At 53.8% G+C, this 13,471-nt stretch carries 13 protein-coding genes; 3 read left to right on the forward strand and 10 right to left on the reverse strand.

The annotated features are described in order from the left end of the window. Nucleotides 1-157: 157 nt before the first annotated feature. The 3 genes from DC28_RS12340 to DC28_RS12350 all read right to left on the reverse strand — a co-directional run bounded on the left by DC28_RS12340 (nucleotide 158) and on the right by DC28_RS12350 (nucleotide 4,358). A complete protein-coding gene (locus tag DC28_RS12340) occupies nucleotides 158-1,906 on the reverse strand; it encodes a hypothetical protein (protein ID WP_156104681.1) in 1,749 nt (582 codons plus the stop codon). Nucleotides 1,907-1,965: 59 nt separating this feature from the next. Then, a complete protein-coding gene (locus tag DC28_RS12345; RefSeq protein ID WP_037549194.1) occupies nucleotides 1,966-3,654 on the reverse strand; it encodes a capsule assembly Wzi family protein in 1,689 nt (562 codons plus the stop codon). Nucleotides 3,655-3,752: 98 nt separating this feature from the next. Further along, nucleotides 3,753-4,358 (reverse strand): helix-turn-helix transcriptional regulator, encoded by a 606-nt coding sequence (locus tag DC28_RS12350; protein ID WP_037549196.1) that lies wholly within the window; start codon nucleotides 4,356-4,358, stop codon nucleotides 3,753-3,755. Between the two features lie 356 nt (nucleotides 4,359-4,714). Between DC28_RS12350 and DC28_RS12355 the strand changes: the two genes are divergently transcribed. From DC28_RS12355 to DC28_RS12365, 3 genes are all read left to right on the forward strand, one after another. Beyond that, on the forward strand, nucleotides 4,715-5,401 hold the full coding sequence (locus DC28_RS12355) for an HU family DNA-binding protein (protein WP_037549200.1): 687 nt from the start codon (nucleotides 4,715-4,717) through the stop codon (nucleotides 5,399-5,401). Nucleotides 5,402-5,434: 33 nt separating this feature from the next. Then, nucleotides 5,435-6,118, forward strand: a complete 684-nt coding sequence (locus DC28_RS12360; RefSeq protein WP_037549203.1) for a hypothetical protein — start codon at nucleotides 5,435-5,437, stop codon at nucleotides 6,116-6,118. Nucleotides 6,119-6,255: 137 nt separating this feature from the next. Next, a complete protein-coding gene (locus DC28_RS12365; protein ID WP_037549205.1) occupies nucleotides 6,256-7,161 on the forward strand; it encodes a DUF72 domain-containing protein in 906 nt (301 codons plus the stop codon). A 7-nt stretch (nucleotides 7,162-7,168) separates the two neighbouring features. Here DC28_RS12365 and DC28_RS12370 read toward each other — a convergent pair whose 3' ends face one another. From DC28_RS12370 to rfbA, 7 genes are all read right to left on the reverse strand, one after another. Continuing rightward, nucleotides 7,169-8,242, reverse strand: a complete 1,074-nt coding sequence (locus DC28_RS12370) for an Rpn family recombination-promoting nuclease/putative transposase (protein ID WP_037549207.1) — start codon at nucleotides 8,240-8,242, stop codon at nucleotides 7,169-7,171. A 147-nt stretch (nucleotides 8,243-8,389) separates the two neighbouring features. Further along, entirely contained in the window at nucleotides 8,390-8,698 is a 309-nt protein-coding gene (locus DC28_RS12375; protein WP_156104682.1) for an RpnC/YadD family protein, read from the reverse strand. A gap of 43 nt (nucleotides 8,699-8,741) precedes the next feature. Further along, on the reverse strand, nucleotides 8,742-9,884 hold the full coding sequence (locus DC28_RS12380; protein WP_037549212.1) for a glycosyltransferase family 4 protein: 1,143 nt from the start codon (nucleotides 9,882-9,884) through the stop codon (nucleotides 8,742-8,744). Between the two features lie 195 nt (nucleotides 9,885-10,079). Beyond that, the gene (gene rfbB / locus DC28_RS12385) at nucleotides 10,080-11,147 is read right to left on the reverse strand and encodes a dTDP-glucose 4,6-dehydratase (protein ID WP_037549214.1); all 1,068 of its coding nucleotides are present in this window, start codon (nucleotides 11,145-11,147) and stop codon (nucleotides 10,080-10,082) included. Further along, nucleotides 11,134-12,036 (reverse strand): dTDP-4-dehydrorhamnose reductase, encoded by a 903-nt coding sequence (gene rfbD, locus DC28_RS12390; protein ID WP_052078862.1) that lies wholly within the window; start codon nucleotides 12,034-12,036, stop codon nucleotides 11,134-11,136. Before rfbD ends, rfbB begins: the two co-directional genes overlap by 14 nt. Next, nucleotides 12,033-12,587 carry a dTDP-4-dehydrorhamnose 3,5-epimerase gene (gene rfbC / locus DC28_RS12395; RefSeq protein WP_037549216.1) on the reverse strand — a complete coding sequence of 185 codons (555 nt, stop codon included), beginning with the start codon at nucleotides 12,585-12,587 and terminating at the stop codon, nucleotides 12,033-12,035. The genes rfbD and rfbC overlap by 4 nt, the downstream gene beginning before the upstream one ends. Beyond that, entirely contained in the window at nucleotides 12,587-13,459 is an 873-nt protein-coding gene (rfbA, locus tag DC28_RS12400) for a glucose-1-phosphate thymidylyltransferase RfbA (RefSeq protein ID WP_037549218.1), read from the reverse strand. Before rfbA ends, rfbC begins: the two co-directional genes overlap by 1 nt. Nucleotides 13,460-13,471 lie beyond the last annotated feature (12 nt).

The raw sequence follows: 13,471 nt of genomic DNA on the forward strand, positions 1-13,471 counted from the left end.
GGTATGGGCCAGAGGATGGTGGTGAAGGTAGGTTGAGTGAGGAGGCTTCCTCACTCCAGGGTGGGAATAGAGTCGATATCGCGTTTGAACCACTAATTTGCAGCTTGTCTCATTTTCATTTGATCATCTATACACCAATATTGGTTACTAATTTTCTCTACCACCGTACCTCGAGATCAAACACAAAGAAATGGCTCAATCTGGATTCCCCGGATATGAGTCCAGCATTGGTAATGGATTCCAGGGTGTAACCGATCCCTGACGTAAACTGAGGAAGACGAGGCTTGAAATCCGAGTCGGGAGCCTTGGCTGATGCCCCGGACTTCTGCCACGGAGGACTAGTCAGGTCCAGATCCCAGCGGGCGGTGATGCCCAATTGACGGGTGTACTCCAGGATATCCTGGGTTAAAAATCGGGTGTATGGTTGGCCGGTGGGATCGGTGTAAGGGGGCTGAAAGGTGGCAGTTTTTCCCTCGGAGCCGCCGTAGCCGGGATCAAAGATGGTACCAGTGGCCGTTGCGGGATCAATGTCTTGACCGGTGCTGGCATTTCCGTGGCGGTGCTGCTCCAGGCTCAGGCCGAGACGCAGGCCGGTTAGCGGTTCAGCGTCCACGGCGAGGCGGAAGCGGTCCGAGTTGGGAGGCAATCCCGTGGCCATATTGGAGCCTGCGTGGGTATAATTGGTGTAGTTCATGTTGGTCAGCCATGCTTCGGTTTGACCGGGGGTATCCGGATTACGGTGGGAATACATATAGGGCATGACGGCGGTATAGTCGAAGGCAACCCGGCGCAATACCGGAATGTTCACAGCTCCCGGTGCCCACTGGATACCGGTTTGAAGGCTTAGCTTCAGTTTCGTATTGAAATTAAACTTCACTACCTCGTTAAAATCCACATCATCCGCGAATACCTGGAAAGGAAGCCGCAATCCGAGACCGGGATGGAAGGTTGCCGACACTCCGAGCAGGGAGTTATCGCTAAACCCTACAATACCCTGAGATAAAAAGAGACTGGAAACAGGCACGAAGTAACCGGGTTCGAATCGCTCACCATAGACCACAGTCTCCCAGAAACCGAGCTCCAGCCAGGGCAGGATGCGGGCGTTTACGCTATGCATAACGGTGTGTTTACCGCTGCCCCTGCCAGCGCCGGTATTGGTGGTGGCGGTTATTGGTCTGTAGGTAAAGTTATACTCGAAGGTGGGAGTTCGCCACACGTAGCCGAAGCGGATACCGAAGGGGCTTTGGGGGCTGAAGATAATTCCGTCGTGGTCGAAGGGACCAAAGCTCGATCGGGTGATGCTGGCGTAGGCATGAAGACTAGGGCTTCCGATGGTCAGATGGCTGGTTACCTGGCTCAGCGCCCAGAGGGTTCGGTCGCCAAGGGTAATATTCGCACCATCGTTAATCCAGTCGCGAGTATGGCGCTGACCTGCAGGAAGGGCATGACCATCCGCACGGTCCACAAGATTCGGGTAGATGCTGGCACTCAGGTGTACAAGGTCTGCAATGGGCCAAATGATCTGGCCGGCAGCACCCGTTACGGAAAAGTACTGGTTCTCATCGCCCCGGGCGAGACGCTGCTGGGTAAAGCCGATAAACCGCAAGGGAGCAACCGGATTAAGCAGTGCATCTTTATAGTACGCCATCCGCTGTAGTATAGCGGGGGGAACCGACCCGGCGACCGGCTGAGCCCCCTCCAAGGCATCATTCAAAAGCCGAACAACATCCTGGGCTGCGTAGGGTCGCATCTGGGGCAAGGGATCAATAAAGCCCGCAAGCTCCCAATCCCCTAGATCGTCATAGATGGGATCAAATACATCAGAAAGGTTTTGCGCAAACCCGCCTGCAGCAGACAACAGGATAAGGAGTACCGTAAACAGCAGATAAAGCAGCGATCGTTTCATGGACATGAAGATAGCACACCCGAGTGGCCCTTAACAAATACCTTTTACGTACTATACGGTTATTTCACCATCCCAATAATCCACCTCACCAGACCTCCTACATCGGCCTGCATGCCCAAGCTCCACTCAAACCCCGCCTCGCTCAGCCCCTCCTGATGGCCGGCGTTTTGCAGCCAGGTTCCAAAAAAACCGGCTTCAACCTGGAGCCAGGGTAGGACATCAGGAGCAGCGGTTAATTCCAGGCCCAAAACCTGACCGTACTCGGGAATACCCGTCGGGGTCCGCTTTGCCGCCGGCTCTACCCCACGGGCATAGGGTGTGCTGAGAGAATTCTGGCCCAGGGCACGGTGCTCAAAGCTCAGTCCGGCGCTGCCCCAGGCAGGCAGACGGTAGTCCAGCCGGGCGTACCACACATTGCTGTCCGGACCGTACACAAAACCCAGGGGCAGTTGAACCACCTGTCCGGATTTATAGTTGGAAAGTACCCGCCGCCGCCAGGCGAAGGTCTTGAGCAGATTTTCGGATATGTATAAATACGGATCGGTGTGAAAATACTCAACCGTCAGCTCCAGGTCGCCGGCACCGACATCACCGATTACCAACCCAAGAGGCAGTAATCCCGTACCCCCGGCCACCCACCCGGTTGCGTTGGGAATGGAGGTCGCATTGTATTTTTCTATTTCGTATGCCGTCTGAATCTGATTGAACATGAACTGCCCGTAGAGACTTACCCAAGGCAGGGGCGCAATGGACAGATCCAAACCAAAGAGGCTGGAGGCAGGCTTCCAATCGTAGTAGTTATGCATAATCATTACCGGACTAAGAAAACGGAGATCCGGATACGCCCCGCCCCACATGAGTCCCTCGGTAATACCAACCGTTGCCCGGTCAAAAATACCGAAATCAAAACGGTGGATGAACAGGGTCTTCGAATCCACCAGCTCGTTTTTTCCAAGATTATCCGATGTCGCGGCGGGCCAGACGGCCAGTTCTGAATCTGAAATGTAGGGGTCAAAACCGATAGCTGCAAAGGTGTAGGTAAACTGGGACCAATACAGGGTAAAGCGCAGATGATCCAGGTACTCTGGGGACCGGCTCACAAGCAGCTTACTCCGCGCCCCAGGTCCAAGGGTTAGGTCGCCCCGGCCCAGCACAAGCTGCCAGTGCTTGCCCCCAGCAGCGCCGTAAGCCAAAAATGGAAACTGGACATCATAAAAGGATAGGTCACCGTAGATATTGCTTGCTGGAGCATGATCCTCCACATACCACCGATCCGGCTTTAGCTCGAACCGGGCATCTATGGCAAAGGATACCAAGCTTCCATCGACAAATGCTCCCATATCCAGCAACACAGGGCTGGTCCGTTTGCCGTAGTCCGTAAGGGCCGGAATATCGGTATTCGTCCGTCCGGTAAGTTGGGGACTTAGGTAAAAATCCGCCCGGAGTGGATACGCCGGTTGTTCTGGTTTTTCTAGAAGTGATTCTAATGCCCCTATGAGCTCCCTGGCGTATTCGGATACAGGACTTCCCTTGGCGGTAACCTTGTTCAGGTAGTCCCGGGCTTGAACATACGTATAGGGCCGTACAAGGGGCGGCACTGTCATAGCCCGGGCTCGGCTCAGGCTGTCAAGAAGCTGATATACTGGAGAATCCAGAGGAACCAAACGCATATCCTGCTGCCCCCAGAGTAACAATCCCCCCAGAACATAGAACAACCCACCCAGGAACAATACCCTGAACCTAGCCATGACGCCTCCCTATCCCCTACTTTTTATTTAACAGCTGTGAATTACACCAGGTGTTGTATGACGCTCCGACCCGGCTCACACCGGCAATTGTACCACACCTACTCATCATCATCTATTACCCTGCAGAGCTCTACATGGCCCTCTTCATGGAGCCAGGCGATAAGTTCAGGCAGCTTCTTTACCTGGTGGCGGGCATAGGTTTTGCTCAGGCATGCCCGGAGCGTTTCATAGTCCAGGCGCAGTTCGTAGGCCGCCTCTTTCAGGCTCATGTGCTCATTATTCAATATCAGTTGGAGAACAGCAATTTGTCTGTATCCAAACTTCAGGGGTACAAGACTGCTGTGCTTAATCTGAAACCGGCATCCGTCATCATCGGCGGCACCGGATCCGATAGAGGATATTGAAGGGGAGCCGCCTCCGGACCTGCGCCCGGTGCGGACCTCAGATGAGTATCCGTCCCCGGTACCGGAGTTTTGCTGCTGAGCCTCCGGATAAGACGGGAGGGTTTCCTGGAGAAACTCCTTCAGGACAGGGGTAATCCAAGAGACGATCCGCCGGGGCAGGTCGTAGATAAATACACCCACCAACACCACTATTACCCCTGCAATTACAAAACCGAACAATCTGTCTGATAGTTTATACAACCCATACGCCGCCGCACCCAAAAGGATGGCTAATAATCCCAACCGTACCAATCGAGGCATGCGCAGTCCCTCCTTACTATAGGTATATAGTTTGCAGAACTGTGCAGGCCTGGAAATACTCCGCCGGGCACGGCGCCCTGGGCAGTTCTGCGCACTGGCCGTAGGTAATATGATGCGCAATATGATCGGTACATCTATTTTGTTACTAAAGTATCACACTCCATAATAAAATGGTATAAGAAAAATCACTACCTAAATTTTCGGCCTTACAGTGTTTTTAGCCTACCCCGGTTGGCCCGGCCCCCGCTTCCAACCCCGGCGCCGCGGCAGAGTACCCGGCGCAAACCAGCCCGGAATACCGGAGTTCCCGGGTCGCCGGGGTAGGCTACCAGAATTACCCCATTCAGGAGGAAACCATGGGAATTAACGTTGTAGTACGGCCGAACCAATTCACCAAAGACGGGAGCTTCTTTGCAAGCGTGGAGCACAAGGACACCGTGAGCTTTGAGGAACTACTTGCCAAAATGCGCACTGACACGGCTCTGGAGATCGCGGACATTAGAAGCATCATAGAACGCTTCGGTCCCGACATTATCCATTTCACATGTACCGGCAGGAAGGTCTCCACCCCAATGGGAATCTTTTACCTGGGCATCGGAAACGGATCCTTCCGGCTGGATAATGAAATGCCGGAAATCGATAAAGCCAGCCTCAAGCTTAAGTTCCGGCCGAGCCGGGAAATCGTGGAAACCATCCGACGGGAAAGCCAGATTACCATAACCGAACACCGGGGAACAAAGGTACCGGTCATCCACTCGGTGGTCAATGTCGCCGATCCGACCAGCTCAGAGATTCCCTCAGGCAGCCTCTGCCATGTGGTGGGCAGCCGGTTGACCTTCGACCGGCAGAATCCCGAGCAGGGCTTATTCCTCATCAACGGCGACCAACCCGATCAGGAGGTGCGGATGGACATCTACAGCCGTTGGGGTTCTAACTACATCGACTTTCTGCTTCCGGACCTGCAGCCTGGAACCTATCAACTGGAACTACGGGGCACGAAGAATACCGGCCGGATGGACAAACCCGTCCAGATTGCAGCCTAGGCCTAGGTCACATGACAAGGAAAGGAGAAAGCAATGTTACAGGCAACACTACAGGATTACCCTACGGGGATTCTAATCTGCGGAGACTACTTCGACCGGGCAGCGGTGTACGACACCATCAGCCGGATTAGCGCCGTCAGCCGTCTCTCGGATCATCAGCGGATCTATCTGGAGGCGGTAACCCGCTGCTTCCTGGAGGCAGAACATGCCTCCCTGGTGCCGGGCTTAGAGTCCATGCCCCGGGGCTACGGGGCGGCGGCCTTTAAACTGATCCACTGGCTCTACATCCTCAGGGCCCTGCGCCAATGGGCTGCCGACTGTCCCACCACCCCGGCCCAGCAGGCCGACCTGTACCGCCTGGAGCAGGTAAGCTTCCAGGCCATCCAGGAACGCTGGCCGGACATTCACCAGGAGGTAGAAACCCTGCACCGCAGCTTCTGGATCGACAACTCACCGGAGTTCACCTTGAGTCTGCTGGACTATCTCCAGGCGGAGTTCGAGGACCAGCTGAACAACCTGGAAGACGACCCTTCGGGCCTGCCCCTGCTTATTCTCGGCATGCAGCCCGGCTCCGCCCTGGCCGCCCAGTGGACCGAGGCCCTGCATGCCGGGGCTAAGGACCTACCGGCCTCGGAGCAGTACTTCCAGGAATGCTGCCAAAGCCCGGTACTGAACAGTACCGGCATCATCCTGCCCCAGGAGCCCCTCAGCGCCTAATCCGGTAGGTACGCACCCCCTTCCGGCCTGCAACCCTCGGCACACCAGCCGGGGGCTTGCGGGCCGGGTTCCCCTTCTGCACACACATACAAGATTGACCAGCCGAGAACCCGGCGGCTATACTTACACCCAGTACTATGACCGAACTTAAGGCATTCGAATCCCCGGAAGGGAATCAAGGAACCATTCCCCCGAATTTACTGCTGGGAACCTGCTCGTGGAACTACCCCTCCTGGAAGGGCCTGGTCTACACCTGCACCCAAAAGACCGCCGCGGACTACCTGGGGGAATATGCCCGGCACTTTGACACCGCGGAAATCGACAGCTGGTTCTACAAGATCCCCAGCCCCCAGGAAGCGGCCCAATATGACCAAAACACCCCGGATCATTTCGTCTTTACCACGAAGGTCTGGCAGAACCTGAGCCTGACCCACCGCCGCAGCGCCCCAGGCGGCCCTCCGGGGGCGGAAAACCCCGAGTTTCTATCCGTCGATGGCTTCAAGCGCTTTCACGAAGCCACCCTACCCCTGGCGGATAAGATAGCCGTATACATGTTCGAGTTTGAGTACCTGAACAAGGCGAAGATGGAATCGGTGGACCGGTTCATAGACCGGTTCGGGGAATTCAAGGCCAAGATAGATCCCGCCATACCCCTGGGCATAGAAATTCGAAATAAGAACTACCTAACCCCGGGGTACTTTCGGTTCCTGCAGGAAGCCGGCATCATCCACGTGTTCTCCCAGAAACAGTACATGCCCCACTTCTACACGGTATTCCAAACCTACCGGCAGTACCTGGGCCCTACCACGGTTCTACGTCTACTCGGGGGCGACCGGAAGGCCATCGAACAACAAACCGGCAACACCTGGAACCAGATAGTGGATGAAAAACCAGACACCCGGGACATCATCAATTTTTCCGTGAATACCACCTTCGCCCCGGGCCGGGTGATTGTGAACGTCAACAACCATTACGAGGGCTCCGCCCCACTCACCATCCAACGCATCCGCAGGCAGTTCGGGCTCCTTGGAAATCCTCTTTAGAAACGCCTCATTCCTGCCGGTTTTGTCCTGGTGATTCTAAAACCTCAAAAACTTGAGCCTTATCTGTTGCTTCTATAATACTATCTAAGGCCCGCTCCAGGGTTTCAGAATTCTGTATCGAGCTGATGACCGTCCGTTCTTCTTCAGTAAGCCCGAACTTTCGTTCCAACTGCCGAATCAAAATTGCCTGTTCTGCAACGAGCTGTCCCCGAGTAATGCCTTGCTCAATTCCTTTCTCAATTCCCTTTTCAATACCCCTCTCCATACCTTCCTTCAGACCCCGCCGCAACCCGATCCGTTCGGGTGTAGATATGAATCCCATAGCACTATCCTCCAGCACCTTTCGGCTCTCTTTATAGTATACCTCATCCAGCCCCTCGGGAAGAAGGATGATCCAATCCAAAAACATGAACAGACTTTGAATCTGCAAGCTTGAGTGTCCATGGGTTTTCAGCTGCCGGGTTAGTTCCAGCTTTAGGTACAGCAGGGATTGATTCGCATCTTCCAGGCGCGTCAGGCGGCGTTTATTCTTCTTCCGTGCGGCCATATACTCAAGATGGATCTTCGTCGCCAAGGCAAAGGGGTTGGCCGCACCTGATCCGGCCATGGTACCCAAGGCACTATCAGAAACCCTCTCGTCAAAATCCAGGAGCTTGGCGGTATAAAACTGAAACCGGACCACCGGCAGGCCCGCTGCCTCAATGGTTAGCCCCTCGGGCCGAAAGCCCGGAACGGAATCGGTAAGCAAGGCCAGGGTAATGGGGTAGAAACCAAGACGGTCGAATATCCGGTAGGAATACTGAAACAGACGCCAGGTTAGGTTCTTCTCGGGGCTCTGCTGTACCTCAATGTGGCAGAACAGGATTCCCGGTTCCCCGGTTTTTAGCTGAACCTGCACCAGAAGGTCGGCATAGCGTTTGCCTGTTTTTGACCGCCGGGTTAACCGCTGGAGCTCTTTATCGAGAAACCGCGGTTTGGCGGCGATATCCAGCAGTGTATGAACCTGGGGAAAATAGAAGGATAAAAAATCATACAGGTGTTGCTGGATGATGTACTTCCAGCCGTTATCGAAGGGCTCCATGAATAGAATACCGCGGAAAAACGCGGAATTGCTTCAAGTCTGGGAGAAAGATTTTACCGCACAGGCAACAACACACAGCCCTCACCATCCAGCGCATCCGCAGGCAGTTCGGGCTCCTTGGAAATCCTCTTTAGAAACGCCTCATTCCTACCGGTTTTGTCCTGGTGATTCCAAGACTTCCAGTACCTGAGCCTTATCCGTGGCATCCACAAACATATCTAAGGCCCGCTCCAGGGCCTGCGTGTTCTCCACCGACCGGATAAATGCCTTCTCTTCTTCTGAAAGGCTGAACTTATGTTCCAATAAGCGAATCAAAATTGCCTGTTCTGCAACGAGCTGTCCCCGAGTAATGCCTTGCTCAATTCCTTTCTCAATTCCCTTTTCAATACCCCTCTCCATACCTTCCTTCAGACCCCGCCGCAACCCGATCCGTTCGGGTGTAGATATGAATCCCATAGCACTATCCTCCAGCACCTTTCGGCTCTCTGAATTGTACCCCTCAGCCCGCATCCTCGGTACGGCGTTTGTATTCGTTGTTTCTATGGTGATTCCACAGCAGGAAGGCTCCGGTGCCCAGCCAGGCGGCCAGAACCACCAGATCGCCCACCCACAGGGGGGCGTCAATCCGGCGGCTGTGCACCAGGGCCCAGAAGATAACCGTAAGGCCATCCAGGAGCACTACCGTGTAGAGCACCCCCAGAATCCGGGGGACGGAGTATCCAAAGTTAAGGTATTTATGGTGAATGTGCTCCCGGTCGGGAGCGTAGATGGGAGTGCCCCGGCGGATTCGGCGCAGGATAGCCGAAATCATATCGCCGACAGGCAAGAGCAGAACAGAGAGGGTGGCGAGGAGTCCGCCGAATAGTAATATCTGCGAGGTCTCAGAGGTAGCAGAAGCATCAAGGGCGCCGGAAGAACCGTTCATGAACAGAAGGCTGCCCAGAGCAAAGCCTAAGAACAGGCTGCCTGAATCCCCCATAAAAATCTGAGCCTTGGGCTTATTAAACACCAAAAATCCGGCCAAGGATCCGGCCAGAATGGCGCTCAACACAGCGCCTGTAACATTGCCGAGGACAAGGTTAACCCCGGCGAAAATCAAAGCTGTAATAGTACTCATGCCCCCGGCGAGACCGTCTATGCCGTCCATCAGATTAATGGCGTTCGACAGGCTTATGAGCCAGAGCACCGTCAGGGGTCCGGCAAAAATGCCGAACTGTACATCAATATTGAAGAACGGCAGGGTAAATCCGGGTATAACCGCGCCGCCTAGTACAATTAATACACCGGCAATAATCTGGCCAAGGAGTTTGTACCGGGCGCGGATGCTCCGGAAGTCATCGATGAGTCCAAGAATATGTACTAGGGTAAAGCCTAGAAAGGAGAATAGAAGCTCAGATGAAAAGGAAAATGCGGGTAGATCAAATAGCTTGGGGGCAAGAAAACCAGCCAGAAGGGAGCACACTACAAAGGAGAAAAAAAAGCCTACCCCGCCAAGCCGGGGCACTTCGCCCTCGTGAACCTTCCGGTGGTCCAGGCTATCGTACCAGTTATTTTTATGGCTTACCTTCAGTATTAAGGGTGTAAGCAGGATATTCAGTATAAACGGGGTAAGCAGAGCAGTTAGAAGCAAAACAGGTACCATGTACAGACATTCTCCTTTGTACAAGATTATACAAAAGAAATGCAGATCTATCAGCCACCAATATTGGTTAATAGGTGGATAACTAATTTTGAATCTTGAGAACCTGTCTTTTAAGAATGAATTAAAAATACTGTTGCTTTTTTGTGTATCTTTTAGTGAACAAATCCTTCCAAATTTATTACTATTAAGAAAATTTCATGAATACTGGGCCTTCATCCACTCCCGGTATTCCCCGGTCCGCACTGCCTGGGACCACTCTTGATTCTCAATATACCAATCCACGGTCCTCTCCAAGCCCTGAGCAAAGGTAACCGATTGCCGCCAACCAAGCTCAGTTTTTAGCTTAGAACAGTCTATGGCATAACGTCTATCATGGCCGGGTCTGTCGGTAACATAGGAAATCAGGCTATGAAGCTTTTCCAGGGGGATTCCAACGCGCCTAGCCACAATAGCACAGAGTTCCCGGACCAGTTCGATGTTCTGCCATTCATTGTCTCCCCCGATGTTGTAGCCCCGGCCGATCTGCCCCTTCTGCATAACCAGCCATACTGCTGAGTTATGGTCCTCAACGTACAACCAATCCCGAATATTCGTTCCGTCCCCGTAGACCGGCAGGGGTTTGTTCTCCAGCATATTGAAGATCATTACAGGGATTAATTTTTCCGGGAATTGGTAGGGGCCATAGTTGTTGGAACAGTTTGTAAGGGTTACCGGCAGTCCGTAGGTATGATGGTAGGCCATTACCAGGTGGTCGCTGCCGGCCTTGCTTGCACTGTAGGGGCTTCTTGGGTCATAGGGGGTTCCCTCGGTAAAATAGCCCTCTTCCCCAAGGCTTCCGTAGACCTCGTCGGTACTGACATGATGAAACAGGACGTCCTTGCGATCCTGCCAGTAGGTTCTACAGGCTTCCAAGAGGCTGAAGGTGCCCACTACATTGGTCTGTACAAAGGCTCCGGGACCGTGGATGCTGCGGTCAACATGGCTTTCCGCGGCAAGATGAACCACAACATCAACCTGGTAGGCTTCTAAAATCCTCCGGTTATTATCGGCATCGCAGATGTCCCCATGCTCAAAGATGTACCGGGATCCGCTGTGCTGATCTGCAACATCCTTCAGACTCAGGAGATTTCCCGCATAGGTCAGGCTATCCAGGTTGATAATACGCCCGGTGAATCCCGAGGCAGGGGAGAGCATGTAGCGGATAAAATTCGATCCGATAAAACCGGCCCCGCCGGTAACAAGAACTGAATTATACTGGCGCATGGGTTGCGGGCTCCTTTCTGGCAGCTTCCTGTTGAATAAATATCTCAAGACTCTCCTGCCAGGTGGGTACCGGCACCTGGTAAATTCGCTGGATCTTGTCCTTGGAAAAAACGCTCCAAGCAGGCCGCTTGGCAGGGGTAGGATACTCCCGGGTGGTACACGGCCTCAGGCTGCAAGGGTTATCAGGACCAAGGAGACCGTATTGTATAGCCAGTTCCCGGATCTTCCTGGCAAAGTCGAACCATGTAGTTTGCCCCTGGTTTGAGTAATGAAAGATCCCGGATACCGGCTTCGGATGGGAGACAACTATTCGTATTGCCTCAGCCAGATCCTGGGCATAGGTAGGGGTGCCATATTGGTCGTTAACAATGGATAATTCCGGTTTTTCAGTAAATAACCGGAGCATGGTGTATACAAAATTATTCCCATGGGGCCCGTAGAGCCAGGATGTGCGCAGGATCACTGATTCGGGGTAGTGGTGGAGTACGGCTCTCTCGCCGGCAAGCTTGGTTTGCCCGTACACCGATTCAGGGGCAACCGGATCGTCTTCGGTCAGGGGTGTTTGCCCTCCGGAAGAACCAAAAACATAGTCAGTAGAAATATGGATCATTCGGGCATTCACAGCAGCAGCCGCGACGGCCAGGTTTTCCGGTCCGGTAACATTCAATGATCGGGCCGCCTCGGGTTCTTGCTCTGCCCGGTCGACGGCGGTGTAGGCCGCACAGTTTACGATCCAATTCGGCTTGAGCTCGGCAGCAAAGGACAGCACCCTTTGAGGATTGGTAAAATCCAGCTCCTTATCGGTAGCCTGGAAGGGAATGGCATGGCTGCGGAGAACCTGAGCTACCTGCTGTCCTAGCATTCCTTGGGCACCTACTATCCAGATCATAAGGCAAAGTCCTTTCCCAGATCGGCCAGGAAGGGCAGCTGGGAATCCTTAGGGGAAACCAAGGGCTGGTCCAGCGGCCAGGGCAGGGCTAAATCTGGATCATCCCAGCGCACCCCGCCGTCAGACTCCGGGGCGTATTCTTCGGTGCATTTGTACACGAACTCCGCATGCTCCGAGAGGGTAATGAAGCCGTGGGCAAAGCCCGGGGGAATGTAGAACATAGTACTATTCTCAGGGCTGAGTTCTATGCCATGATACCGGCCGAAGGTGGGTGAACCCCGGCGCAGATCCACTGCTACATCCCAGACCCGGCCGTCAAGACAGCGAACAAGCTTCCCCTGGGCGTGGGGGCTGCGTTGGAAGTGCAGACCCCGGAGTACCCCGCGGATGGAACGGCTGTGGTTATCTTGCACAAAATCTTCAGAAATACCGTGGTCGATAAACTCCGATTTTTTATAGCTTTCCATAAACCAACCACGATCATCTGCGAAGACCCTGGGCTGGATGATTACTAACCCCGGTATAGGCCCGGGAGTAAAGGTACAGGGCATCAGGCATCCTCCTTGAGCACATCTAAGAGGTACTGGCCGTAGCCGGACTTTAAGAGGGGCTGGGCAAGGCTTTCAAGCTGCTCTCCGGAAATGAATCCCATCCGCCATGCTATTTCTTCGATGCAGGCTATCTTCTGACCCTGACGGTCCTCAATAGCCTTAACGAAGTTGGAGGCTTCTAACAGGGAATCGTGGGTGCCGGTATCGAGCCAGGCATAACCCCGCCCCAGCTTGGTTACCGACAGAGAACCCTTGTTCAAATAGTGGATGTTTACATCAGTTATTTCAAATTCGCCCCGAGCTGAGGGCTGCAGATTCTCAGCTACCTGAACAACAGAATTGTCGTAAAAGTACAGCCCCACTACAGCAAAATGCGATTTTGGGTGTTCGGGTTTTTCCTCAATACTTAAGGCTCTGTCCTGGCCGTCGAAGGAAACTACCCCGTACCGTTGTGGGTCGGAAACCCGGTAGCCGAAGACCCGGGCTCCGGTTTGTAGCTGAGCCGCCTGGTGTACTAGCTTCGCAAAATCATGACCGAAAAAGATGTTATCCCCTAAAACCAGGCAAACCGAGTCGTTACCGATGAACTCCTTTCCAAGGACAAAGGCCTGGGCTAAGCCGTTGGGGGTTTCCTGAACCTGGTAGGTTATTGAAAGTCCGATTTGGCTACCATTCCCCAGGAGATCCTCAAAACGCGGGGTATCCTGGGGGGTGGAGATTATGAGAATCTCCCGGATACCGGCCAGCATTAGGGTGGACAGGGGGTAGTAGATCATGGGTTTATCGTAAATAGGCAGCAGCTGTTTGCAAACCGGTTGAGTGGCGGGGTATAAACGTGTTCCAGCCCCCCCCGCAAGAATTATTCCCTTCATTACAACAATAAC

Source organism: Spirochaeta lutea (assembly GCF_000758165.1).
GTDB lineage: Bacteria > Spirochaetota > Spirochaetia > DSM-27196 > Salinispiraceae > Spirochaeta_D > Spirochaeta_D lutea.

Coding starts and splice junctions, on each gene's coding strand:
- rfbC (WP_037549216.1), bottom strand. CDS start 12,587: ATGCCCTGTACCTTTACTCCCGGGCCTATACCGGGGTTAGTAATCATC.
- rfbA (WP_037549218.1), bottom strand. CDS start 13,459: ATGAAGGGAATAATTCTTGCGGGGGGGGCTGGAACACGTTTATACCCC.
- DC28_RS12375 (WP_156104682.1), bottom strand. CDS start 8,698: ATGGGATTCATATCTACACCCGAACGGATCGGGTTGCGGCGGGGTCTG.
- DC28_RS12350 (WP_037549196.1), bottom strand. CDS start 4,358: ATGCCTCGATTGGTACGGTTGGGATTATTAGCCATCCTTTTGGGTGCG.
- DC28_RS12370 (WP_037549207.1), bottom strand. CDS start 8,242: ATGGAGCCCTTCGATAACGGCTGGAAGTACATCATCCAGCAACACCTG.
- DC28_RS12340 (WP_156104681.1), bottom strand. CDS start 1,906: ATGAAACGATCGCTGCTTTATCTGCTGTTTACGGTACTCCTTATCCTG.
- DC28_RS12355 (WP_037549200.1), top strand. CDS start 4,715: ATGGGAATTAACGTTGTAGTACGGCCGAACCAATTCACCAAAGACGGG.
- DC28_RS12380 (WP_037549212.1), bottom strand. CDS start 9,884: ATGGTACCTGTTTTGCTTCTAACTGCTCTGCTTACCCCGTTTATACTG.
- rfbD (WP_052078862.1), bottom strand. CDS start 12,036: ATGATCTGGATAGTAGGTGCCCAAGGAATGCTAGGACAGCAGGTAGCT.
- DC28_RS12365 (WP_037549205.1), top strand. CDS start 6,256: ATGACCGAACTTAAGGCATTCGAATCCCCGGAAGGGAATCAAGGAACC.
- DC28_RS12345 (WP_037549194.1), bottom strand. CDS start 3,654: ATGGCTAGGTTCAGGGTATTGTTCCTGGGTGGGTTGTTCTATGTTCTG.
- DC28_RS12360 (WP_037549203.1), top strand. CDS start 5,435: ATGTTACAGGCAACACTACAGGATTACCCTACGGGGATTCTAATCTGC.
- rfbB (WP_037549214.1), bottom strand. CDS start 11,147: ATGCGCCAGTATAATTCAGTTCTTGTTACCGGCGGGGCCGGTTTTATC.